This window comes from Lentzea sp. NBC_00516 (assembly GCF_036346835.1).
GTDB classification, from domain to species: domain Bacteria; phylum Actinomycetota; class Actinomycetes; order Mycobacteriales; family Pseudonocardiaceae; genus Lentzea; species Lentzea sokolovensis.
In genome coordinates this window covers 7,345,857-7,368,334 of record NZ_CP107840.1, presented here as the reverse complement: position 1 = coordinate 7,368,334, position 22,478 = coordinate 7,345,857, and the positions used below count along the sequence as shown (strand labels likewise).

General features: G+C 67.8%; 24 protein-coding genes and 1 riboswitch. Of the genes, 6 read left to right on the top strand and 18 right to left on the bottom strand.

Annotated features, from left to right (window positions below):
* Positions 1-8: 8 nt before the first annotated feature.
* Positions 9-392, top strand: a complete 384-nt coding sequence (locus OG205_RS33675; RefSeq protein ID WP_330271955.1) for a VOC family protein — start codon at positions 9-11, stop codon at positions 390-392.
* Here OG205_RS33675 and OG205_RS33670 read toward each other — a convergent pair.
* A complete protein-coding gene (locus tag OG205_RS33670) occupies positions 290-1,966 on the bottom strand; it encodes an MDR family MFS transporter (protein WP_330271954.1) in 1,677 nt (558 codons plus the stop codon). The genes OG205_RS33675 and OG205_RS33670 overlap by 103 nt on opposite strands.
* 413 nt (positions 1,967-2,379) lie before the next feature.
* Entirely contained in the window at positions 2,380-3,003 is a 624-nt protein-coding gene (locus OG205_RS33665; RefSeq protein WP_330271953.1) for a pyridoxamine 5'-phosphate oxidase family protein, read from the bottom strand.
* A 314-nt stretch (positions 3,004-3,317) separates the two neighbouring features.
* Between OG205_RS33665 and OG205_RS33660 the strand changes: the two genes are divergently transcribed.
* Both OG205_RS33660 and glyA read left to right on the top strand, forming a co-directional pair.
* Positions 3,318-4,421, top strand: coding sequence for an FAD-binding oxidoreductase (locus OG205_RS33660; protein WP_319976539.1), 1,104 nt, complete (start codon positions 3,318-3,320; stop codon positions 4,419-4,421).
* A gap of 6 nt (positions 4,422-4,427) precedes the next feature.
* Positions 4,428-4,512: riboswitch (ZMP/ZTP riboswitch) on the top strand.
* 13 nt (positions 4,513-4,525) lie between these two features.
* A complete protein-coding gene (glyA, locus tag OG205_RS33655) occupies positions 4,526-5,743 on the top strand; it encodes a serine hydroxymethyltransferase (protein ID WP_330271952.1) in 1,218 nt (405 codons plus the stop codon).
* On the opposite strand, the gene OG205_RS33650 is transcribed toward glyA, so the two are convergent.
* Positions 5,726-6,301: a TetR/AcrR family transcriptional regulator gene (locus tag OG205_RS33650; protein WP_330271951.1), complete on the bottom strand. Its 576-nt coding sequence runs from the start codon at positions 6,299-6,301 to the stop codon at positions 5,726-5,728. The genes glyA and OG205_RS33650 overlap by 18 nt on opposite strands.
* A gap of 83 nt (positions 6,302-6,384) precedes the next feature.
* Here OG205_RS33650 and OG205_RS33645 point away from each other — a divergent pair, with 83 nt between their 5' ends.
* Complete coding sequence (locus OG205_RS33645; protein ID WP_330271950.1) at positions 6,385-7,284, top strand: SDR family oxidoreductase; 900 nt, start codon at positions 6,385-6,387, stop codon at positions 7,282-7,284.
* Here the strand turns inward: OG205_RS33645 and OG205_RS33640 are convergent.
* From OG205_RS33640 to OG205_RS33600, 9 genes are all read right to left on the bottom strand, one after another.
* Positions 7,266-7,769, bottom strand: coding sequence for a hypothetical protein (locus tag OG205_RS33640; protein ID WP_330271949.1), 504 nt, complete (start codon positions 7,767-7,769; stop codon positions 7,266-7,268). The two genes, OG205_RS33645 and OG205_RS33640, sit on opposite strands and share 19 nt — an antisense overlap.
* Positions 7,766-8,194, bottom strand: coding sequence for a heat shock protein transcriptional repressor HspR (locus tag OG205_RS33635; protein ID WP_406601791.1), 429 nt, complete (start codon positions 8,192-8,194; stop codon positions 7,766-7,768). Before OG205_RS33635 ends, OG205_RS33640 begins: the two co-directional genes overlap by 4 nt.
* A gap of 5 nt (positions 8,195-8,199) precedes the next feature.
* Positions 8,200-9,363 (bottom strand): molecular chaperone DnaJ, encoded by a 1,164-nt coding sequence (gene dnaJ / locus OG205_RS33630; protein ID WP_330271948.1) that lies wholly within the window; start codon positions 9,361-9,363, stop codon positions 8,200-8,202.
* A gap of 17 nt (positions 9,364-9,380) precedes the next feature.
* Entirely contained in the window at positions 9,381-10,001 is a 621-nt protein-coding gene (gene grpE / locus OG205_RS33625) for a nucleotide exchange factor GrpE (protein WP_330271947.1), read from the bottom strand.
* Positions 9,998-11,872 (bottom strand): molecular chaperone DnaK, encoded by a 1,875-nt coding sequence (dnaK, locus tag OG205_RS33620; protein WP_330271946.1) that lies wholly within the window; start codon positions 11,870-11,872, stop codon positions 9,998-10,000. The genes grpE and dnaK overlap by 4 nt, the downstream gene beginning before the upstream one ends.
* Before the next feature lie 187 nt (positions 11,873-12,059).
* Positions 12,060-12,902: a DUF4097 family beta strand repeat-containing protein gene (locus OG205_RS33615; protein WP_330271945.1), complete on the bottom strand. Its 843-nt coding sequence runs from the start codon at positions 12,900-12,902 to the stop codon at positions 12,060-12,062.
* 80 nt (positions 12,903-12,982) lie between these two features.
* Positions 12,983-13,537, bottom strand: a complete 555-nt coding sequence (locus tag OG205_RS33610; protein WP_330271944.1) for a hypothetical protein — start codon at positions 13,535-13,537, stop codon at positions 12,983-12,985.
* Between the two features lie 4 nt (positions 13,538-13,541).
* Positions 13,542-14,114, bottom strand: coding sequence for a TetR/AcrR family transcriptional regulator (locus OG205_RS33605; protein WP_442916846.1), 573 nt, complete (start codon positions 14,112-14,114; stop codon positions 13,542-13,544).
* Between the two features lie 14 nt (positions 14,115-14,128).
* Positions 14,129-14,452 (bottom strand): DMT family transporter, encoded by a 324-nt coding sequence (locus OG205_RS33600; RefSeq protein WP_330271943.1) that lies wholly within the window; start codon positions 14,450-14,452, stop codon positions 14,129-14,131.
* A gap of 144 nt (positions 14,453-14,596) precedes the next feature.
* Between OG205_RS33600 and OG205_RS33595 the strand changes: the two genes are divergently transcribed.
* On the top strand, positions 14,597-16,822 hold the full coding sequence (locus OG205_RS33595) for a (Fe-S)-binding protein (protein WP_330271942.1): 2,226 nt from the start codon (positions 14,597-14,599) through the stop codon (positions 16,820-16,822).
* 63 nt (positions 16,823-16,885) lie between these two features.
* On the opposite strand, the gene OG205_RS33590 is transcribed toward OG205_RS33595, so the two are convergent.
* The 5 genes from OG205_RS33590 to OG205_RS33570 form a co-directional block, all read right to left on the bottom strand.
* Positions 16,886-17,665 carry an SdrD B-like domain-containing protein gene (locus tag OG205_RS33590; RefSeq protein WP_330271941.1) on the bottom strand — a complete coding sequence of 260 codons (780 nt, stop codon included), beginning with the start codon at positions 17,663-17,665 and terminating at the stop codon, positions 16,886-16,888.
* A 67-nt stretch (positions 17,666-17,732) separates the two neighbouring features.
* Entirely contained in the window at positions 17,733-18,113 is a 381-nt protein-coding gene (locus tag OG205_RS33585; protein WP_330271940.1) for a phage holin family protein, read from the bottom strand.
* Between the two features lie 32 nt (positions 18,114-18,145).
* Positions 18,146-19,414, bottom strand: a complete 1,269-nt coding sequence (locus OG205_RS33580) for a hypothetical protein (RefSeq protein ID WP_330271939.1) — start codon at positions 19,412-19,414, stop codon at positions 18,146-18,148.
* A 157-nt stretch (positions 19,415-19,571) separates the two neighbouring features.
* Complete coding sequence (locus tag OG205_RS33575; RefSeq protein WP_330271938.1) at positions 19,572-20,123, bottom strand: MarR family winged helix-turn-helix transcriptional regulator; 552 nt, start codon at positions 20,121-20,123, stop codon at positions 19,572-19,574.
* A 175-nt stretch (positions 20,124-20,298) separates the two neighbouring features.
* The gene (locus OG205_RS33570) at positions 20,299-20,682 is read right to left on the bottom strand and encodes an SdrD B-like domain-containing protein (RefSeq protein ID WP_330271937.1); all 384 of its coding nucleotides are present in this window, start codon (positions 20,680-20,682) and stop codon (positions 20,299-20,301) included.
* A 189-nt stretch (positions 20,683-20,871) separates the two neighbouring features.
* Between OG205_RS33570 and OG205_RS33565 the strand changes: the two genes are divergently transcribed.
* Entirely contained in the window at positions 20,872-21,852 is a 981-nt protein-coding gene (locus OG205_RS33565; RefSeq protein WP_330271936.1) for a cation diffusion facilitator family transporter, read from the top strand.
* On the opposite strand, the gene dcd is transcribed toward OG205_RS33565, so the two are convergent.
* A complete protein-coding gene (gene dcd, locus OG205_RS33560; RefSeq protein WP_330271935.1) occupies positions 21,849-22,430 on the bottom strand; it encodes a dCTP deaminase in 582 nt (193 codons plus the stop codon). The genes OG205_RS33565 and dcd overlap by 4 nt on opposite strands.
* Positions 22,431-22,478 lie beyond the last annotated feature (48 nt).

Sequence of the window (22,478 nt, the reverse complement as noted above, 5' to 3'; positions counted from 1 at the left end):
ATCAGCTCATGACCTCAATCATCCACAGCATCACGATCGACGCGCGCGACTCCTACGAGATCGCCTCCTGGTGGAGCAAGGTGCTGGGCCTGCCGCTGCACCCCGACGACAACCCCGGCGACCCCGAGTCCATGATCGAACTGCCGAACGGCGTCCGCTACCTGTTCATCAACGTTCCCGAAGGCAAGGAACTCAAGAACCGGCTGCACCTCGACCTGCAGCCGGCCGACGGCACCCGCGACGAGGAGGTGGAACGCCTCGTCGGCATCGGCGCGACGGTCTTCGACGATCAGCGCAGGCCCGACGGCACCGGCTGGGTCACCCTGCGCGACCCCGAGGGCAACGAGTTCTGCGTGGAACGCAGCGCAGCCGAACGCGCCGCGACCTCCTGATCGCCGTCACTCGAAAGCACCAACAGCTTGTCCACAGCGGGTACCGAGTTGTCCACAATCCGCTGGTCAGTATCCACAGGTGAATCAAGCTCAGTGGCGACCGTCTGTGCACCAGAACCCGTTGGGGTGACAATTTCGTCTTCCACCGAGTCCCGCAGCGGCTGCTCCTTGATCAGCAGGACCGCGATCACCGTGAACACCGCGAGACCGGCGGCGATGAGGAACAGCTCACCCATCGCGTCGCCGTAGGAGTCCCGCACGACTGGGGAGAGGGAACCGCGGTCGAGCGTCTTCGTGCTCACCGAGGCGGCCAGCACCGCCCCGAGCACCGAGACGCCGGCCGTCCCGCCCAGCGACCGCAGGAACGTGGCCGTGGAGCTCGCGGCCCCGAGGTCGGCCGTCCCCACGCCGTTCTGCACGGCCAGCACGAGGTTCTGCATGGTCAGCCCCACCCCGACGCCGACCAGCGCGAGGTAGCCGCCCATCAGCACGAGGTTGGTGCTGTGATCGATGGTCCCGAGCAGCGCCAGCCCGGCGACCAGCGAGAACGAGCCCCAGACCAGGTAACTCTTCCACCGGCCGCTCTTGGCGATCAGCTGCCCGCTCACCGTGGACGAGATGCTCAGCCCGAGCACCAGCGGCACCGTCAGCAACCCTGCCTTGGTCGGCGAGAACCCGCGCGCGATCTGGAAGTACTGCCCCATGAACACCGAGGCCCCGAACATCGCCGTGCCCACCGCGACGCCGCCCAGCATCGCCAGCACCACGGTCCGGTTCTTGAACAGGTGCAGCGGGATGACCGGCGAGGACGCCCGCCGTTCCACGAAGTAGGCACCCACGATCGCCAGCACCGAACCGCCGACGAACAGCGCGCTCTCCACGCTGATCCAGGCGAAGTCCTTGCCCGCGAACGACACCCACATCAGCACCAGGCTCACACCACCGGTGATCAGCGTGGCGCCGAGGTAGTCGATCTTCACGTGCTGCTTCTTGACCGGCAGGTGCAGCGTCTTGTGCAACACGGCCAGCGCCACCAGCGCCAGCGGCACGCAGACGAAGAAGCACCAGCGCCAGCCGGGCCAGTCGACGAGGAACCCGCCGACCAACGGCCCGCCCACGGTCCCGGCGGAGATCACCATGCCGGTGTAGCCGCTGTAGCGGCCGCGTTCGCGCGGGCTGAGCAGCGCGCCGACGACGACCTGCCCCAGTGCCTGCACACCACCCATCCCCAGCCCCTGAAGGACCCGGAACGAGATGAGCTGCTCCATGTTCTGACTGAACCCGGACAGCACCGAGCCGACGACGAAGATCACGATCGCCGCCTGCAACAGCTTCTTCTTGTCGAACAGGTCCGCGAGCTTGCCCCACAGGGGCGTGCTGGCGGTGGACGCGAGGAGCATCGAGGTGATGACCCAGGTGTACTGGGTCTGCGTGCCTTTGAGCTCGGCCAGGATCGTCGGGAGAGCGTTCGAGACGATGGTGGAGCTGAGGATCGCGACGAGCAGCGCCACCCAGATGCCGGACAGTGCTTCGAGGATCTCCCGATGCGACGAGGGCCGAGTCAAAACCGGCACACCTCCAGTAAATTAGTTGATGTCATACAACTATATCTGGAGATAGTTAGCTAGGCCAACTAATTCGGTGGCTGATGGGTCACACCCCAGCGTCACGCCGCCCGCTCAAGCCCCAGTCGCAAGCAGCACCGGATCACCCGCGAGGCCGAAGGCGAGCAGTCCCAACGGCGAAGCCGAGGCGCTTGGCTTTTCGCTTTGAGCCAAGACCGAGGGGTGGTGTGTCCCATCACGAGTCGCCACCCGGCTACGCAACAGGCAGCCGCCCAAAGCCACAGGCGTGCCATCTACCTGCGCACGGCGTGGACCCCTGATCAGATTGCCGGGGTCTGGGGCAGAGCCCCAGGGGAAGCACGCAACTCAAGGTCGCCGCCCGCAAGGTGACCGCAGCACAAAGCCGCGGTCACGAGCACGGATCAGCTGTCGGCGTTGCTCATCCGGTCCGCCTTGACCCCGAAGAAGTCGCCGCCCTTGCTCTTGACGTCATCGGTGCCCCAGTTCCGGACGCGGTCGACCGGGACCATCCGCGGGATGTGCTTGCGGCAGTGCACGTAGGCCTCCTGCACCTCGACCACCACCCAGCGCTCCACCTTCTTGTCCTCGGTCTCGAACTCCTCACGAGGCACGATGCGGGCGCGGCCGTTCACGTGCAGCCCGATCAGGTCGTCGGCGAAGTCCACCATCAGCATCCCGACGTGCGGGTTCTCCATGATGTTGCCGAGCGAGGCCATCACGCCGTTGCCCCGGTACTCGGGGTAGGCGACGGTCTGCGAGTCGATCACGCGCAGGAACCCCGCGGGGCCCGCCCGCAGTGTCGAGTCGCACTCCCCGTCGGCATCAGCGGTCGAGATGAAGGCCATCTCCATCCGGCCGACGAACTCGGCCATCGCGGGGTTGAGGTGGTCCAGCACCTGGTCCGTGTAGAAGCGCGTAGCGCGATCGGACGTCTCCAGGGCACATTGGAGGAAGTGCTCACCGCGTGAGCCGGGAAGCTCGTCACGGTCAGGTGAGGTGGTATCAGTCAACTCAGGCAGGGACACGCGCCCAACCCAAGCACGCAAGCACGCAACCCGGTACAGACGGACCCTCACATTCACACTGTTGCGGTAACAACTACTCACCTAGAGTGACCATGCTTCGCTCAAAGGTGGCATCAAGGAGTCAAACAGCCCGATCAGGGGTTACTGTCCACCCTGTCGGGGGACGGATGCTTGACGAGGACGAACAGCGCCTTGCCGGCGCCACTGAACGCCAATGAGAACGTGGAGACTGCGCGCGGACCATGACTGCGAACGCTGTGCTGAGCCCCATCCCTACCCCGCCCCACCGAGAACCCCCGCCTGGTGTCACCGCGATGGTGCGGATGATCCGGGAGAGCTTCGCGGTGGTGGAGCCGCACTCCGAAGAAGTGGCGAAGTTCTTCTACGGAATGCTCTTCTCGCTCTCGCCTGCCACACGCGAGATGTTCCCCGCGAACATGGAGGTGCAACGCAGCCGTCTGCTGCGCGCCCTCGTGCACGTGGTGCAGATGGTCGACCGCCCGGACGACCTCATTCCCTTCCTGCGTCAGCTGGGTCGTGACCACCGGAAGTTCGGTGTCATCAACGTCCACTACGAGGCGGTCGGGACGGCACTGCTGTCCGCGGTGAAGAAGTTCTCCGGCGCCGCCTGGACGCCCAAGGTCGAGATGGCGTGGGCCGAGGCCTACACCCTCATGGCCAGGGCGATGCAGGAGGCGGCCGACGCCGACAACGGGCCCGCGTACTGGCACGCGACGGTGCTGGAGCACCAGCGCGTGTCGTGGGACCTGGCCGTCGTCCGGCTGCAACCGGACCACCCCGTCAGCTACAAGGCCGGTCAGTACGTCAGCGTGGAGACGCCGCAGCGCAAGCGCCTGTGGCGGTACTACTCGCCGGCGAACGCACCGCGCGAGGACGGCGTCATCGAGTTCCACATCCGGTCCGTCGACGGCGGCTGGGTGTCCCGCTCGGTGGTCGGCCACACGCAGGCCGGCGACACCTGGCGGATCGGACCGCCGATGGGACGTCTGTCCGTCGACCGCACGGCCGGCTCGGACATCCTGATGGTGGCCGGTGGCACGGGCGTCGCGCCGATGCACGCGATCATCGACGAGATGGCGCAGTTCGGCGAGAACCCGCGCGTGCACCTGTTCTACGGCGGCCGCACCCGCGAGGACCTCTACGACCTGGACAACCTGCAACGCATCGCGACCACGAACCCGTGGCTCACGGTCGTGCCGGTGCTGGAGTCGGACCCCGGCGTCCGGGGTGTCGAGCAGGGCAGCCTCGCCGACGTGGTCACTCGCTACGGCGCGTGGGAAGAGCGCGACGTCCTGGTCTGCGGCAGCCCAGCCATGATCAGGTCGACGGTCTCCCGCATGCTCGTCGCCGGAACTCCTCTCGACCGGATCAAGTACGACCCGTTCACGCTGGACTAAACTCGGCACGTCGTAAGCGACTGGCGTGCCGAGGGTGGAACTGACCACCGGGAAGCGACGGCCGAGCGCACCGAACGCCTGGGTGCCCGGCACGGAGTGATGTCGTGCTGCGCGAAGTCGATCCCGAGATCGCCACTCTCATCCAGGCAGAGGAACGCCGTCAGGCGAGCAAGCTGCGCATGATCGCGTCCGAGAACGACGTGTCGGCCGCTGTGCTCGAGGCAACCGGCTCGGTGCTGACCAACAAGTACTCCGAGGGCTACCCCGGCAAGCGGTACTACGAGGGCCAGCAGGTCATCGACCAGGTCGAACAGCTCGCCATCGACCGGGCGAAAGCGCTGTTCGGCGTGGAGCACGCGAACGTCCAGCCGCTGTCCGGTGCTCCGGCGAACCTCGCCGTCTACCTGGCGTTCCTGCAGCCCGGTGACACCGTGATGGGCATGTCCCTGCCGATGGGCGGCCATCTCACGCACGGCTGGAGCGTGTCCGCGACCGGCAAGTGGTTCAACGCGGTCCAGTACGAGGTCCGCAAGGACACCGGTGTCGTGGACATGGACGAGGTCCGCGCGCTGGCCCAGGCCGAACGCCCGAAGGTGATCTTCTGCGGCGGCACGGCAATCCCGCGCACGATCGACTTCCCGGCGTTCGCGGAGATCGCCCGCGAGGTCGGCGCGATCCTGGTGGCCGACATCGCGCACATCGCCGGACTCGTCGCGGGCGGCGCGCACCCGTCGCCGGTCGGGCACGCGCCGGTGATCACGACGACCACGCACAAGACGTTGCGCGGCCCGCGTGGCGCCATGATCCTGTGCGACGCCGAGCACGCGAAGGCGATCGACCGGGCCGTGTTCCCGGGCCTGCAGGGCGGTCCGCACGACCACACGACGGCCGCGATCGCCGTGGCGCTGCACGAGGCGTCGCAGCCGGAGTTCCGCGAGTACGCGCACATGATCGTGAAGAACGCGCAGGCGCTCGCGGAGGCGTTGCTGGAACGCGGCTTCGACCTGGTCTCGGGCGGCACCGACAACCACCTGGTGCTGATCGACCTGACGTCCAAGCTGATCGGCGGCAAGCCGGCCGCGCGGGCCCTGGACCGGGCGGGCATCGAGCTGAACTACAACGCGGTCCCGTTCGACACCCGCAAGCCGTTCGACCCGTCCGGCATCCGGCTCGGCACCCCCGGCGTCACGACGCGCGGACTCAAGCCGGAGCAGATGCAGTTGATCGCGAACTGGATGGACCGCGCGATCGCCGCCCACGACAACGACCAGGCGCTGGACCGCATCGCCGCCGAGGTCGGGGAACTACTCGGCAGCCTCTAGAGAGGCGACGGCCTCACGCACCTCGCCGAGCGTCCGGCGGGCGACTTCCACGAAGTCCCCGCCGGTCTCCAGCCAGCGTTCGTAGCCGCGGTTGAACGCCAGCACGCCCAGCTCGGCGGCCACGGCGGCGTCGAGTTCCGGCACTCCGCGCTGCTTCAGCGCGTCCGTCATCGCGATGGCGAACCCGACCATCTTCAACGCGGACCGCTCGCGCAGCTCGTCGTTGCTCGCGATCACCTCCAGCCGCTGCGGCCCGTGCGCCCGGCGTTCGTCCGTGAACGTCACCGCCGTCGCCACCAGCGCCGCCTCGATCACCTCCAGCGGCCTCGCGTCAGCGGGCGCAGCGGCGATCGCGCCGGTCATCAGGTCCGCCAGCACGTCCTGGCCGCCGAACAGCACCTCGCGCTTGTCCCGGAAGTGCCGGAAGAACGTGCTCTTCGTGAGGCCCGCGCGCTCGGCGATCTGCGCAACGGCGGTGTTCTCGTACCCCTGCTCGCTGAACAGGTCGAGTGCGGCGCGCACCAACCGCTCCCGCGCGTCCGGCTCCCATCGACCCATGCCCCCATCCTAAGTGATGCGACTTAGTCCCATCACTCTGCTACGGTTGATGAGACCAAGTCCCATCACTTGAAGGAAGTGTCATGAAGGTCTTCGTCACGGGTGCCAGCGGCCACGTCGGCTCGGCACTGGTCCCAGAACTGCTGAACGCGGGCCACGAGGTCGTCGGCCTGGCCCGTTCGGACGCGTCCGCCGCCAAGCTCGAGGCCCAGGGCGCCGGCGTGCGGCGCGGCGATCTGGACGACCTCGACGGACTGCGCAAGGGCGCGGCCGAGGCGGACGCCGTGATCCACCTGGCGTTCAAGCACGAGGAGATGTACGCGGGCGACTACCAGGGCGCCTCCGACGCCGATCTCGCCGTCGTCCAGGCGTTCCTGGACGAGCTCGCCGGCACCGGCAAGGCGCTGATCGGCACCGCCGGCACGCTGGCGTACTCGGGCCTGGGCCGCACCGCCACCGAGGAGGAGCGGATCTCGAGCGAGGGCCCGCGCGGCGCCGCCCGCAACCTGATCATCGACGCCCAGGACGTCCGCGGCTCGGTCGTCGTGCTGCCCCCGACCGTCCACAGTGCACTGGACACGGCCGGCTTCATCCCGATCCTGGTCAGGACCGCCCGCGCCACGGGGATTTCCGGCTACCCCGGCGACGGCACGAACCGCTGGTCGGCCGGACACACGCTGGACGCGGCGAGGCTCTACCGGCTGGCCGCGGAGAAGGCCCCCGCGGGCTCGGTGCTGCACGCCGTCGCCGAGGAGGCCGTGACGATGCGGGAGATCGCCGAGGCCATCGGCAGGAAGCTGAACGTGCCCGTCGAGGCCATCCCCGCGGAACGCGCCCAGGAGCACTTCGGTCCGCTCGCGTTCATGGTCTCGCGGGACGCGCCGACGTCGAGTGCGCGCACGAAGGCGTTGCTGGGCTGGGAACCGAAGGAACCCGGCCTCCTGGAAGACCTGGAGGCCGGGTTCTACTTCGAGCGGAGCTGAGCTTCGAGCTTCAGGTGGGCTTCGGACAGGACACCGTCGGGGTCCGGTCCGGCCAGCGCGGATTCCTCAAGCACGGCAAGGGTTTCCGGCTGGTGCAACCAGATGGTCAACGGGCCAACGTCTGGACCTTCGCGCACGAGTCCCGCCAGTGCGATCGGCGTCGCGAGGAAGTAGTCCTGCACGGCCGAACGCTCCCGCGGATCGCCCTTCGCGTGAGTCTCGGCCGCAAGGCGCAGCCAGAAGAAGTCCGCTTCGAGCTCTCCGAGTGCGATCAGTTCCAGCACGCGCGGAAGCAGGTATCGCACGAAGGTCTCGTCGCCGATCGTGCCCGACTTCAGCCAGAACTTCTCGACCTGGCTGGAAGTCAGCTCGCGCAACGGCACGGTGGTGAACGGCGCGACACCGGCCGCGTCCACGCAGTGGTCGCAGAAGTCGACCACCCTGGGACGCGGCGTCGCGAAGACCTCGTAGACGCGCTCGATCACTTGCGCGGCTTGGGTTTCCACACGACCAGCGCGGTCTCCTGCCGGATCGGCACGAGGTCACGCCGGTAGGAGGCGTGTACGGCGGCGGCCGTGGAATCGGCCACCGCCAACGCCTGTGCGAGTTCCTGCTGGAGTTCGGCGACCCGCGACCGCAGAGCGTCGACCTGGTTCTCCAGGTCGATGATCCGCTTGATGCCCGCGAGGTTCACGCCCTCGTCCTGCGAGAGGCGCTGGACTTCGCGCAGCAACACGATGTCGCGCATGGAGTAGCGGCGGCCGCCGCCGTTCGTGCGGCCCGGCGAGACCAAACCCAGCCGGTCGTAGGACCGCAGGGTCTGGGCGTGCAGGCCCGACAGCTGGGCCGCCACCGAGATCACGAAGAACGGCGTGTCCTCATCGGTCCCTGGGGGGAACGGAAAACCCACCGAACTCACCGCCCTTCAAGGAGTGCGTTCAGATCGCCTCGAGGATCGTGGTCCTGCGTCACGTCGGCATACGCCTCAAGCGCCTTGCGGGCCTCGGACGACAGGTTGTTCGGCACCGCGACCTCCAGGGTGATCAGAAGATCCCCCGCGGTCCCGTCCCGCTTCGTGATCCCCTTGCCCCGTGCCCGAAGCACCCGCCCGGAGGCGGTGCCGGCAGGCACCTTCAAGGAGACCTTGCCGTCCAGCGTGGGCACGGTCAACGTCGATCCCAGAGCGAGCTCGGAGAACGTCATCGGCGCCGTCAGCGTCAGGTCGTTGCCCTGACGGCCGAACACGCTGTGCGGGTTGACGTGCACGCGCACGAACAGATCGCCGTTCGGACCGCCGTTGCGGCCGGGTTCGCCCTGTCCCGCAAGGCGGATCCGCTGGCCGTCGTCGACACCCGACGGGATCCGCACGGTCAGCGTGCGGGTGCGGGTGCTGACGCCGTCGCCACCGCACTCGGGGCACGGGTCGTCGATGATCCGGCCCGTGCCACGGCAGTCGCGGCACGGCTCGCTGAACGCGAACGCGCCCTGCGACCGCGTGACGAGCCCGGAGCCCGTGCAGGTCGCGCAGGTGTGCGGCGTGGTGCCCGGCTTGGCGCCGGAACCACCGCACGTCGTGCAGGCGGCGGGGGACGACAGGCGCAACGGCACCGTCGCCCCCTTGACCGCCTCGGTGAAGTCGATGCGGACGTCGGTCTCGACGTCCTCACCACGACGCGGACGCGTGGCCGACCCGGGAGTCGCGCCGCTACGCCGGTTGAACAGGCCGCCGAGCAGGTCGCCCAGGCCGCCGCCACCGGTGTTCTGCGCGGCACGGCCGAACAGGTCGTTCACGTCGAACCCGCCGGAGCCGAAGCCACCGGAGCCCGGGAAGCCGCCGCCGCCCGCGAACAGGCGGCGGGCCTCGTCGTACTGCTTGCGCTTGGCCGGGTCCGACAGCACGCCGTAGGCCTCGGAGACCGACTTGAAGCGGGCCTCGGCCTTGGCGTCACCGGGGTTCGCGTCGGGGTGCAGCTCGCGGGCGAGCTTGCGGTACGACTTCTTGATCTCGTCCGCTGTCGCCTCGGAGGAGACGCCCAGCTCGCGGTAGAAGTCCTTCTCGATCCAGTCCCTCTGACTCACCGGACGGCTCCTCCTCCCTAGGCTTCTTCGGACGACGCGGCGGGCTCGTGGTCGGTCACCGCGACGAGCGCGGGCCGGACGAGCTTGTCGCCGAAGGTGTAGCCACGACGCAGGACGGCGGTGACCGTCGGGCCGTCGACGTCCGGGGACGTGCTGTGCTGCACGGCCTCGTGCACCGACGGGTCGAACGCCTCACCGTCGTGCGCGAACGGCTCCAGGCCGGTCTTGGCGAGCGTGGACACGAGCTTGTCCGCGACCGCCTTGAACGCACCGGTCAGGTCGCCGTGCGCGGCGGCCCGTTCGATGTCGTCCAGCACCGAGAGCAGTTCGGAGGCGACGGACGCCTTCGCGTTGGTGATCACCGCTTCGCGGTCGCGTTCCACCCGCTTGCGGTAGTTCGCGTACTCGGCGGTGAGCCGCTGGAGGTCGGCGGTGCGCTCGTCGAGCTGGGTCTTCAGCTCGGCGGCCACCTCGTCCACGACCTCGGCGACCAGAGGTTCGGCCGGAGCAGTGCCCTCTTCCTCGGCGACGTGGGCCGGCGGCCGGACCTCACCCGTTTCGGGGTCGATCCGGTGCCGGTCGTTCACGACGACCTGAGGCTGCTCCTCGTCAGGGGCGGCATGCCTCGGTTCGGTCACTTCTTCTCGTCCTCGTCCACGATCTCGGCGTCGACGACGTCGTCGTCCTTCTTGGCACCGGCACCGGCGCCCGCACCGGCGGCACCCGGCGCGTCAGCACCAGGGGCCTCGGCACCGGGAGCACCCGGAGCGTTGGCGTAGATGGCCTGGCCGATGGCCTGGGACTCGGTCGCGAGCTTCTCGACCGCCGTCTTGATGGCGTTGATGTCGGTGCCCTTGAGCGCCTCGGTCGCCTCGGCGATCGCGGCGTTGACCTTGTCCTTGATCTCGGCAGGGAGCTTGTCGTCGTTCTCCTTGACGACCTTCTCCGTCTGGTAGACCAGCGTCTCGGCCTGGTTGCGGACCTCGGCCTCCTCGCGGCGGCGCTTGTCCTCCTCCGCGTGGGCCTCGGCGTCCTTGACCATGCGGTCGATGTCGTCCTTCGGCAGCGCGGAGCCACCGGTGATCGTCATCGACTGCTCCTTGCCGGTGCCCAGGTCCTTCGCCGACACGTGGACGATGCCGTTCGCGTCGATGTCGAAGGTGACCTCGATCTGCGGCACGCCACGGGGGGCGGGCGGCAGGCCGGTCAGCTCGAACATGCCGAGCTTCTTGTTGTGCGCCGCGATCTCGCGCTCGCCCTGGAAGACCTGGATCTGCACGGACGGCTGGCTGTCGTCGGCCGTCGTGAAGGTCTCGGAACGCTTCGTCGGGATCGTGGTGTTGCGCTCGATCAGCTTGGTCATGATGCCGCCCTTGGTCTCGATGCCAAGAGACAGCGGGGTGACGTCGAGCAGCAGGACGTCCTTGACCTCACCCTTGAGGACACCGGCCTGCAGGGCGGCGCCGACGGCGACGACCTCGTCCGGGTTCACGCCCTTGTTGGGCTCACGGCCGCCGGTCAGCTCCTTCACGAGCTCCGCGACGGCGGGCATGCGGGTGGAGCCACCGACGAGCACGACGTGGTCGATGTCGCCGACGGAGACGCCGGCGTCCTTGATCACGTTGTTGAACGGCGCGCGGGTGCGCTCGAGCAGGTCGTTCGTGATGCGCTGGAACTCGGCGCGAGACAGCGTCTCGTCGAGGAACAGCGGGTTCTTGTCGCCGTCGACCGTGATGTACGGCAGGTTGATCGAGGCGTTGTTGGAGCTCGACAGCTCGATCTTGGCCTTCTCCGCAGCCTCACGGATGCGCTGGAGGGCCATCTTGTCCTTGGTCAGGTCGATGCCGTTGGCCTGCTTGAAGCGCTCGACCAGCCAGTCGACGACGCGCTGGTCCCAGTCGTCGCCACCGAGGTGGTTGTCACCGGAGGTCGCACGGACCTCGACCACGCCGTCGCCGAGCTCGAGCAGCGAGACGTCGAACGTGCCGCCACCGAGGTCGAAGACCAGGATGGTCTGCTCCTTCTCGCCCTTGTCGAGGCCGTAGGCCAGAGCGGCCGACGTCGGCTCGTTGACGATGCGGAGCACGTTGAGACCCGCGATCTGGCCGGCCTCCTTGGTGGCCTGGCGCTGCGCGTCCTCGAAGTAGGCGGGGACGGTGATGACCGCGTCGGTGATCTCTTCGCCCAGGTACGCCTCGGCGTCGCGCTTGAGCTTCATCAGCACGCGCGCGCTGATCTCCTGCGAGGTGTACTTCTTGCCGTCGATCTCGTCGGTCTGCCAGGTCGTGCCGACGTGGCGCTTGACCGAGCGGATCGTGCGGTCGACGTTGGTGACGGCCTGGTTCTTCGCGGGCTGGCCCACGAGGACCTCGCCGTTCTTGGCGAAAGCGACGATGGACGGGGTCGTCCTGGAGCCCTCCGAGTTGGCGATGACCGTCGGCTCACCGCCTTCGAGGACTGCGACGACCGAGTTGGTCGTCCCGAGGTCGATGCCGACTGCACGCGCCATTGGAGTTCCTTCCGCTAGTACTTGTTGAGTGCTACTGGCTCAAGTTTGCCATCCGCTCAACGTTGAGCCTACCCGACTCAAGGTTTCTGACTGTCCCAACGGCTGACAAAGTCTGGTTGTTCCCTCACAACGCGACGAGGGCCACCCCTTGTGGAGTGGCCCTCATCACGTTCCCCCTGGCCGGCCCTCAGGCCGCGAGCACCTGAACGTCCCCCGAGCCCGCGTTGAGGTTGAGTTCGAGCGGCGCAACCGGATCGGTCGGAACGTGGATCGCGCGCTCACCGCTGCCCGAAGAACCGACGACCTTGAACGGGCCACCCGGCACCCGGACGGTGATGTCGCCGGACCCGGTGGTGGCCCGCACGGACTTCGCCGCCGACAACGTCAGCCTGATCCCCCCGGAGTCGGCGTTCGCGATCACCTCGTTCTCCATCGAGGTGCCGTCGATCTCCCCGGAACCGGTGCCGAGCAGCGCCTTGCCCTTGACCGCGTCCAGCAGGATCCGGCCTGATCCGATGTCCGCCGTGACGGCTCCACCGATCCTGGCACCCTCGAAATTTCCGGATCCGGTCTTCACCTTGACGTCCCCCACGATGTCGCGGGCGATGACCTTGCCGGAGCCGGTCCTGAAGTCGACGGAGGCCAGCCCCTCGACGGTCGCGTCACCCGAGCCGATGTCACCGACCACCGTGATGTCCGCTGAAGGGACCAGGACCTCGTAGTTGATCTCGCAGTCGTTGCCGCAACCGTCCAGCACCAGCGTGCTGCCCTCGATGCGGTGCGCGACACCCGAGGGCTTGTTGTCCTTCACGTGCTCGACCTTGCGGTGGATCTTCGTCTCGTTCAGCCCCTGCTGGTAGCGGATCGTCACGTCCCCGGAGTCCTGGTCGCTGCGCACCTTCACCGAGGTGAACTTCTCGCCGACGACGTGGTCGTCGGAGAACTCGTACTTCATGATGCGGATGCCACAGCCGGTCGACACCGCGAGCACCGCCCCCACCACCAACGCCACCAGCGCAGTCCTCATCATGAGCACAAAACTAGAGGTGATGGGGCTGCGCTACACGGCAGTCAGCCCCCGAAGGCGGGGTGGGGTTCTCCCTACCTAGCTCAGACCAGGTCTTCGAGCACCGCTCGCAACGCCGGAGCCGTGCGCGCCGGGTCGTTCAGGAACCTCGTCGACGCCAGCACGTGCGCGGGCGCGATCCGTTCCCAGAGCAGGCCCTCGACCGGCACCTCGGCGATGTGCAACTCCACGCTCTGCGCCCACCGGCCGATGCGCGACTCGATGCCGCGCAGCACGTCGCCGATCGGCAACGCCGCCGGGCTCTGCACCCGGTGCAGCTGCTCGATGCCCGGCTTCAGCGCGAGCACCACGGCCCGGCTGGCCGGCCGGGTCAGCAACGCCTCGGCGTCCTCGGGCGTCTCGGGCTCGGCGCCACGCCTGCAGGCGTCCAGCGCGTCGGCCCACCAGCCCGGCCACTCGGCGGTCACGGCGGCGCGATCGGTGCCCGGCGGCACCCGCACCGGCAACGACGGGTCCAGGCCCGGCACGTGCGGCTCGACGTCGACCGACAACGCCAGCGAGTCGCGCACGTACAGCGCGGCGAGCAGCCCCAGGCTCACCCCGTGGCTGATGCCGGACACCTCTCGCGCGAACCTCATGACCTCATTCTTCCCGCGGCGCGGCCGTGAATTCGTCGCGACCGCGGATCAAGAAGGACACGATTGGCTCCAGCTCGTCCTCGTTCGGCGCAACGTCGGCGATCAGGCCCTGCATCAGCAGCCCGTCGATGGCGGCGAGGAACGCCCGGAACGCGACGGGGTCCTCCGGCCGCACGACCTCCACGGCCAGGTCGAGCCACCTGCGCGCGGCGGGCTTCAGCTCGGGACGCCTGCCCGCCAGCAGGTACAGCTCGTACTCGGCGAGCGTGCGGCCGCGGTTCTCGTTCACGGCCTTCGCGAGGCTGCTCGCGATCTCACGGGCGGTGCCGCCGCTCGCGACGATCTTCAGCATGTCGTCGCACAGCGACTCGGCCGACCACACCAGCGTGGCGATCAACAGGTCGTCGAGCGTCGCGAAGTAGTAGGTGGGTGCCGTCGTCGGCACACCGGCTTCACGGGCGACGCTGCGATGCGTCACGCCGGCGACGCCCTCGCGTTCGATCACGCGCAGGGTGGCCTCGACGATGGCGCGGCGCTTCTTCTCGCCGCGCGCCTTTCGGCCGTCGACCTTCTGGATGTCTGCTAGCGCGGTCAGTGCGTCCTCCCGAGTTCGAGCGTCACCACGCCTCCGATGATCAGGACCAGGCCGATGACCATCGTGGGGTTGAGGGTTTCGCCGAGGAACTTCCAGCCGATGATCGCGACTGCTGCAACGCCGATAGCGGACCATACGGCGTAAGCGACGCCCACAGGCATACCCAACTTCAACGCGCGCGAAAGTGCGGTGAAGGCGATGGCGTACCCGACGACGACAACGACCGAAGGCCACAGTCTGCTGAATCCGTCGGACAGCTTCAACGACACGGTGGCGGCGATCTCCGCCGCGATCGCCCCGGCGAGATACACGTACAACACGGCGACCTCCGGCTGCTCAGGACAACTACCTGAACAAGTGTTCCACAAGTTTTTGATCAATTTCCGGATACTTGACCGGTACGTGAGGAGACACCGGCCACGTCCAAGTGGTTACTGATCAGTAACGTGGCCTAGAATCCCGCCATGACCCTCCAGCTGGTTCTCGGACTCGTCGCCGTGGCGGTGAGCGTCGTCGCCTGGGGCGTGTTCGTCGCCGCCGTGCTGAAGCAGATCAAGATCATCAGGCTCGGCCAGCCCGACGGCACCCGCTTCGGACCGTTCGTGCCGCGCATGAAGACGATGATCGTCGAGTTCGTCGCGCACACCAGAATGGCGAAGTTCCGTTCGGTCGCCCCGTGGCACTGGATGGTGATGTGGGGCTTCCTCATCGGGTCCGCGGTGCTGTTCGAGGCGTACGGCGAGGTGTTCGACCCGCACTTCCACTGGCCGATCATCGGCACGTGGTCGGTCTGGCTGCTGCTGGTCGAGCTGCTGGGCCTCGGCACCGTCGTCGGTGGTGTCGCCCTGGCGGTCATCCGCCAGCGCAACCACCCGCGCCGTGCCGACCGGCTCTCCCGCTTCCAGGGTTCGGACTTCAAGTCGGCGTACTTCGTCGAGGCCGTCGTGATCATCGAGGGCGTCGGCATCCTGCTGGTCAAGGCGTTCAAGCAGTCGAGCGGCCTGGAGGTCGCTCCGCTGTGGACGTCGTTCGTGACTCAGCCGCTCGCGCAGATCCTGCCGTCCGCGCCCATCTGGGTGTCGGTGATGGCGCTGGTCAAGCTGCTCAGCGGCATGATCTGGCTGATCGTGGTCGGCCGCAACCTCACGATGGGCGTTGCCTGGCACCGGTTCTCGGCGTTCTTCAACATCTACTTCAAGCGCGAGGACGACGGTGGCGTCGCCCTGGGCGCGCTGAAGCCGATGATGTCCGGCGGCAAGGTCCTGGACCTCGAGGAAGCCGACCCGGACAAGGACGTGTTCGGCGTCGGCAAGGTCGAGGACTTCACCTGGAAGGGCGTTCTCGACTTCTCCACCTGCACCGAGTGCGGCCGCTGCCAGTCGCAGTGCCCCGCCTGGAACACCGGCAAGCCGTTGTCCCCCAAGCTGGTCATCACGCAGCTGCGCGATCACATGTACGCGAAGGCGCCGTACCTGCTGGCCGGCGGCTCGCGGGACATGGCGGGCGACGAGGTCGGCCTCACCGAGGACAAGTACGAGGACTACAAGAAGCGCCTCGAGTCGATCGACGTGCTGGCGATGGCCGAGGCCGACCGCCCGCTGATCGGCGGCCCCGACGAGCTCGGCGTGATCGACCCCGAGGTCCTGTGGTCCTGCACGACCTGTGGCGCGTGCGTCGAGCAGTGCCCGGTGGACATCGAGCACGTCGACCACATCGTCGACATGCGCCGCTACCAGGTGCTGATCGAGTCGAACTTCCCGTCCGAGCTCGGCGGCATGTTCAAGAACCTGGAGAACAAGGGCAACCCGTGGGGCCAGAACTCCAAGGACCGCCTGGCGTGGACCGAGGGCCTCGAGTTCGAGGTGCCGGTGTTCGAGGGCGAACTGGGCGACGCGGAGTACCTGTTCTGGGTCGGCTGCGCCGGTGCGTACGAGGACCGTGCGAAGAAGACGACGCGCGCCGTCGCCGAACTGCTGCACACCGCTGGCGTGAAGTACACGGTGCTCGGCCCGGAGGAGACCTGCACCGGTGACCCGGCTCGCCGCGCCGGCAACGAGTTCCTGTTCCAGATGCTCGCGCAGCAGAACGTCGAGGTGCTCAACTCGGTGTTCGAGGACCGGCCCGCCGGTCAGCGCAAGATCGTCGTGACGTGTGCGCACTGCTTCAACACGCTGGCCAACGAGTACCCGCAGGTCGGCGGCACGTACGAGGTCGTGCACCACACGCAGCTGCTGAACAAGCTGGTGCGCGAACGTCGTCTGGTGCCGGTCGCGCCGGTCACCGAGGACGTCACGTACCACGACCCGTGCTACCTGGGCCGGCACAACAAGATCTACGAGGCGCCGCGTGAGCTGATCGGGGCGTCCGGCGCGACGCTGCGCGAGATGCCGCGGCACGAGGAACGCTCCATGTGCTGCGGTGCCGGTGGCGCCCGCATGTGGATGGAGGAGCGGATCGGCAAGCGCATCAACGTCGACCGCGTGGACGAGGCGTTGTCCACGGCGCCGTCGAAGATCGCGACCGGCTGCCCGTTCTGCCGCGTGATGTTGACCGACGGTGTGACCGCACGTCAGGCCGACGGCCAGGCCGGTGCGCACGTCGAGGTCGTGGACGTGGCGCAGATGCTGCTGGAGTCCGTGAAGCGCGGGCAGCCGACGCCGGAGTCGGCAGCCGAGGACGCGAACGTCTGAGTCAGGCAACAGAAACGGCCCCGGTCCACTGTGGACCGGGGCCGTTTCTGTTGTCAGGACTTGTCAGAACGCCCAGACCTTGATCTTCTCGACGTTGTTCTCCTGGTCGACGTCCGGCGGGCCGAAGGCGTCGGCGGTCGCGACGATCTCGCCGCGCTTGATCGGCGCGTCCACCCGTGCCTTCACCGTGTAGGTGACGGACTCGCCGATGTAGGTGTCGTTCTGGTAGTAGCTCGACAGGCCCACGCGCTGTCCTTCGATGTTCCACACGGGTGCGTTGGCGGACAACGGGGTCAGACCCGCCGGCAGCACGACGTTGCCGTACAGCGGCGTGGGCATGTTGCCCTTGTTCCGGTAGGTGATCTCGACGTCGACCTCGTCACCGACCTTCATGAAGCGGGGCGCGTCCACGCGGTCGACCGCCGCGTCGTGCCGTCCCTTCACAAATCCCGCGTCGTACGGACCGGCCTCGCCGCCCGACGTGAGGGTGAACTCTTCGGTCTTGAGCGTGTTCTGGCCGAAGTCCGAGTCGCCGCCGTTCTTGGTGAACGTCGTGTCCCAGCTCCGGCTGAACATGGTCACCACGTAGGTGCCCGCCGGGATGTTCTCGAACCGGTAGTCGCCGTTCGCGTCGGTGGTCGCCGCCTCGTACAGCCCCGGAATCAGGAACGTGTACCCGGTCTTCGGCGCCTCGCCCGGCTGCCGGATGCCGTCACCGTTGTCGTCGAACCACGCCGACCCGGTGATGACACCACCGGGCTCGTCGGCCATCGCCGGTTGAACGACGAAGGCCGACGCGGCCAGTGCGAGTCCGAGTGCGGAAAGTCTTGTCACAGCACGCATTTCAAATCCCCCAGGATGTGAAGTGAACTTCCACATCAAGGGACGTGCCCCGCACCTCGAGGTTGCGTCAGTCCTTGTCGGTGACCTTGTCGTAGACCACGTTCAGCACCCAGCCGGTCAGGGCGACGATGATCGCGCCCCAGAACGCGGGCCAGAAGCCGTCGACGCGGAACGGCAGGTCGAACTGCTCGGCCAGCCACCCGGTGAGCATGAACAGCAGCGCGTTCACCACGAGCCCGATCAGGCCGAGCGTCACCAGGTAGAACAGGCAGCCGAAGAACTTCACGAGCGGCTTCACGATCGCGTTGATCAAGCCGAAGATCACCGCGACGCCGATCAGCGTGAGGATTCTCGAACCGGTCGAGCCCTCGCCCAGGTCGATGCCCGGGAGGGCGGTCGACACCCAGACCGCCACGGCAGTCAGCAGCACTTGCACCAAGATGCCCATGCCGCAGACTAACCGTGACGGGTCCTAAGTGGTCAGGAGCGGCGGCGGCGCGCCATGAAGAACGCTCCCAGACCTGCCGCGAGCAGCAACGAGCCGAGCCCGAGGAAGCCGAGCGGCGAGGCGCCGGTCGACGCGAGGCCGGACTTGTTGCCCGCCTTGGCCACCGCCGGCGTGGTCGTGGTGGTCGGCGCGGCCGTGGTCTCCGTCGTGGTCGGCGTGGCGGTGCTCTTCTCAGCGACCTTGATCGGCGTGCTGACCACGTTGTTCTTGCGGTCGACGTCCGGCAGACGACCGAAGCTGAAGCGCGTCATGGCGTGCACCTCGGTGTACGTGACGTCGTTCAGCTCGATCTTGAGAGCCACCTCGATCTGCTTGCCGGGAAGGATCTTGTCGTTGACGGTGAAGTCCTCGTCGGTGCCCGGCCGCAGCGTGACGTTGTCGCTGTGGGACAAGAGCTTCGCGGAGAAGCTGCCCAGGACGAAGGTCGGCGCGACCGGCGCGTTGCCCTTGTTGGAGAGCGTCAGTTTCAGGTCGATCTGGTCGCCGAGGGTGTAGGTGTCCTTGACCGGCGTGATCGCGGAGGCGAGCGCCATGTCGGCCTTGGCCTCCACGTAACGCAGGTCGACCCGATGCGTGCGGTTGTCGAGCATCTGCTGGATCTTGCGCGAGCCGGTCAGCCAGTCGATGTCGTCGGCCGTCTTCGGCTCGGCCAGCGTCAAACCGTTCGCGGTGAGATCCGGTGCGGTGACCGTGAACTCGCCGTTCGGCAGGTCGAGTGAGTACGTGCCGTCCTCGCCCGCCTGGGTCTCGAGCTCGACCGCGCGGCCGCCGGACGCCTTGCCGCTGGCCTTGATTCCGCCCTGGTGACTCTTCTCGCCGGCCTGCTTCACGCCGTCGCCGTTGGTGTCGACGAAACTGGTGCCGGTGACGACGTGGCCGAGGAGGTTGAAGTCGGCGTCCGTCCTGCTCTCGGTCACGCTGTCGTAGCTGACCCTGTTGAAGCTGTACTCGAGTTCCCAGATGGCCACCGAGTACGTCGGCCCCTTGGGCAGCACCGCCCGGTAGCGGCCGTCCGCGCCGGTGCCGAAGTCGCCGACGGTCTCGTTGGTGTCCGTGTTGGTGACCCGCACGCCGACGCCGTTCGCACGGATGCTGTCGCCCGCGTCGAAGGTGCGGTTGGCGTTGCGGTCGAGGTAGACGAGCCCCTCCACCGTGATCGTCTCGTCCTGCGCGAAGGCGGGAGCGCCTGTCGCGGCCAGGACGAGGGCGGCCGTCAGCGTGACGGCGAAGACGTTCTTCACTGATCCCCCAGCGTTCGTTTGCTCCACTTAGGACATCGGAACGCCGGGGGTCAGCGTTGCATGACACCGGTCACTCGGACAGCGGGTAGCCACCCATCTCGCACCCCTCCCTCTCGCACCAGTTAGCACGATATCGGATAGTACGAGTTCGTAGCAATTACTCCTTGCCGTCGAGTGCGAGCCGCGTGCGACGGTGCGCGGGCCCCAGTTCGCCGGACAGCACCTCCATCACCTGGCGCAGCAGGTCGCGCAGGTGCTCCAGGTCGGCACCCGGAAGCGCGGTGAAGAGGTCGCGCTCCCGTTCGGCCTGGCCGGCGACGACCCGCAGGAAGATCTCGCGGCCGGCGTCGGTCAGCGTCGCGGGCAACGACCGGCGGTCGCTCGGGTCGAGCTCGCGGACGACGAGGCCGGCCTTCTCCAGCCGGTCGAGCCTGCTCGTGATCGTGGTGGCCGGACTCAGCGTGCCGTTCGCGAGCTGCTTGGGCGTGAGCCGATGTGGCGGCCCGATCCAGAAGAGCCGCGCGAGGATCTCGTAGTCGGCGCGGTTGAGCCCGTGCGGCGCGGCGATCTCCGTGGCGAGGAAGTCGAGGTACTTGCTGATCTGGTGCACCCGGTCGACCACGCCTTCGACCACCGGATCGATCGCCGGAACCACGGCCCTCCACGACTCGACCTCGGCATCGGTGTCGTCCGCACCACGCTCGCCCATCCTGCGATGGTAGTTGCGCCCGCATGCAGAACGGCCCGCGTCTCTCCCGGACGCGGGCCGTTCCGTCTTACCCCCTGGTGATCAGCGTCCCCCCGGAGCAGATCCCAGCCTTAAGACACCTCAGGACATCTGGATGTTGCCCTGCCCCCCGAATGTCACTCGAATGCAGTAACGATCAGGCGGCGCGGACGCCGAAGTTGACCGTGTACCCGTTGTCGTCCTCGACGGTGAGCCTCACCAACGACGGCGTGGTGCCCAGGAGTTCGGGGTCGGCGTAGCTGACCTCCCACTCACCGGCAGGGACGCGCTTGACGTGCCAGTGCCCGTAGGCGTCGGTCGGGAACGGGACCCTCTGGCCGGCCGGATCCTTGACCATGACGTCGACGTCCGCGATACCGGGCTCGTCGTCCTGCTGCACACCGTCGGCGTTGAGGTCGTGGAAAACGGCGCCACCGATGTAGCTCGTCGCGCCATCCGCGGCCTGCGCGGACGCGACACCGGCGAACGCGACCAGCGATGCCGTGACGGCGATGAACGCAGCACGAATCTTGGTACCCATTTACTTCCCCCAGGAACATTTCACGCAGCACGAAGCCGCGCATTCTTCAGCGGATTTCCCGGACGCTCCCCAGCATCCGTTCGCTATAGAAGTCGTTCGAGAGGCACCGCCGGTTGTCCCCGTGACACAACCGTGATCCCCGTCTGTCGCAGCAGGTGCGCGCCCGCCAGCCGTCCTAAGCTGATCGTCATGAGCGAGAAGCCGCAGGCCTCCGGCGAAAGCACCCTCACCGTCGTACTGGCCCTGCTGGTCAATCTGGCGATTGCAATCATGAAGGCCGTTGCGGGCGTTTTGACCGGTTCGGCCGCAATTCTCTCGGAAGCCGCCCACTCGGTGGCCGACACGTTCACCGAAGCACTCCTGTTGACCGCCCTGCGCCGCTCGGACCGACCAGCCGACCGCCGCCACCCGTTCGGCTACGGCAAGGAGCGCTACTTCTGGTCGCTGCTGGCCGCGGTCTCGATCTTCGCCTCCGGCGCGATGTTCGCGTTCTACGAAGGCTTCCGCACGGTCTTCGGCGAGCCGGAGGAACAGACCCGGCCCCTGGTCGGCTACATCGTGCTGGGCCTGGCGTTCGCGCTCGAGTCCGTCTCGTGGACGCAGGCGTTCCGGCAGGTCCGCTCCGAGTCCGCCGCACACGGCCGCGGCTTCTGGGACTTCCTGCGCGTGTCGGACGACCCGACCGTCAAGACCGTCTTCCTGGAGGACTCGGCCGCCCTCGTCGGTCTGCTGCTCGCGTTCGCGGGCCTCGGCCTGCACCAGCTGACCGGCTCGTCGGTGTGGGACGGCCTCGCGTCACTGGCGATCGGCGTGCTGCTGGCGTCGGTGGCCTACGTCCTGGCCCGCACCAACCGCGGCCTGCTGATCGGACGCCAGGCGGACCCGGTGATGGTGAAGGCGATCTGGCGCAGGCTGGGCGAAGTGCCCGAGGTGGACGCCGTCGTCGACCTGCTGACGATGCTCATCGGCACCGACCGCGTCCTGCTGTGCGCACGACTGGACTTCGACGACGCCCTGACCGCCCACCAGCTGGAAGACGCCTGCGTGCGCATCTCCGCGGAACTGCGCGCGGAGTTCCCGGACCTCGACGAGATCTTCCTGGAGCCGGTCCCGCGCACCGACCCCGAACTGCGCCGCCGCGTGCTGGAACGCTACGGGGACCTGAGCTAGCGGCGCGTGTCCGTGCGGCTGAAGTTCAGGTAGGCGCGGCTGGGCGTCGGCCCGCGCTGCCCCTGGTACCGGCTGCCGGCCTGCGCAGAGCCGTACGGGTGCTCCGCCGGGCTCGACAGCTTGAACAGGCAGAGCTGCCCGATCTTCATGCCGGGGTGCAGCGTGATGGGCAGGTTCGCGACGTTCGACAGCTCCAGCGTGATGTGCCCGGAGAAGCCGGGGTCGATGAACCCCGCCGTGGAGTGCGTCAGCAGCCCGAGCCGGCCGAGGCTGGACTTGCCCTCGAGCCGCCCCGCCAGATCGTCCGGCAGCGTCACCATCTCGTAGGTCGACCCGAGCACGAACTCGCCGGGGTGCAACACGAACTGCTCACCCTCGGGCGTCTCGACCAGGCTCGTCAGCTCGTCCTGCTGCTGCGAGGGGTCGATGTGCGTGTACCTGGTGTTGTTGAAGACCCGGAAGAACCGGTCCAGCCGCACGTCGATGCTCGACGGCTGAAGCATCTCGACGTCGAACGGGTCGAGAGCGAGACGGCCGGACTCGACCTCTTTGCGCAGATCCTGGTCACTCAGCAGCACCGGGACAGGCTAACCGAGTTGGCGTGGTTGGCGAGCCAGCACGGTGGG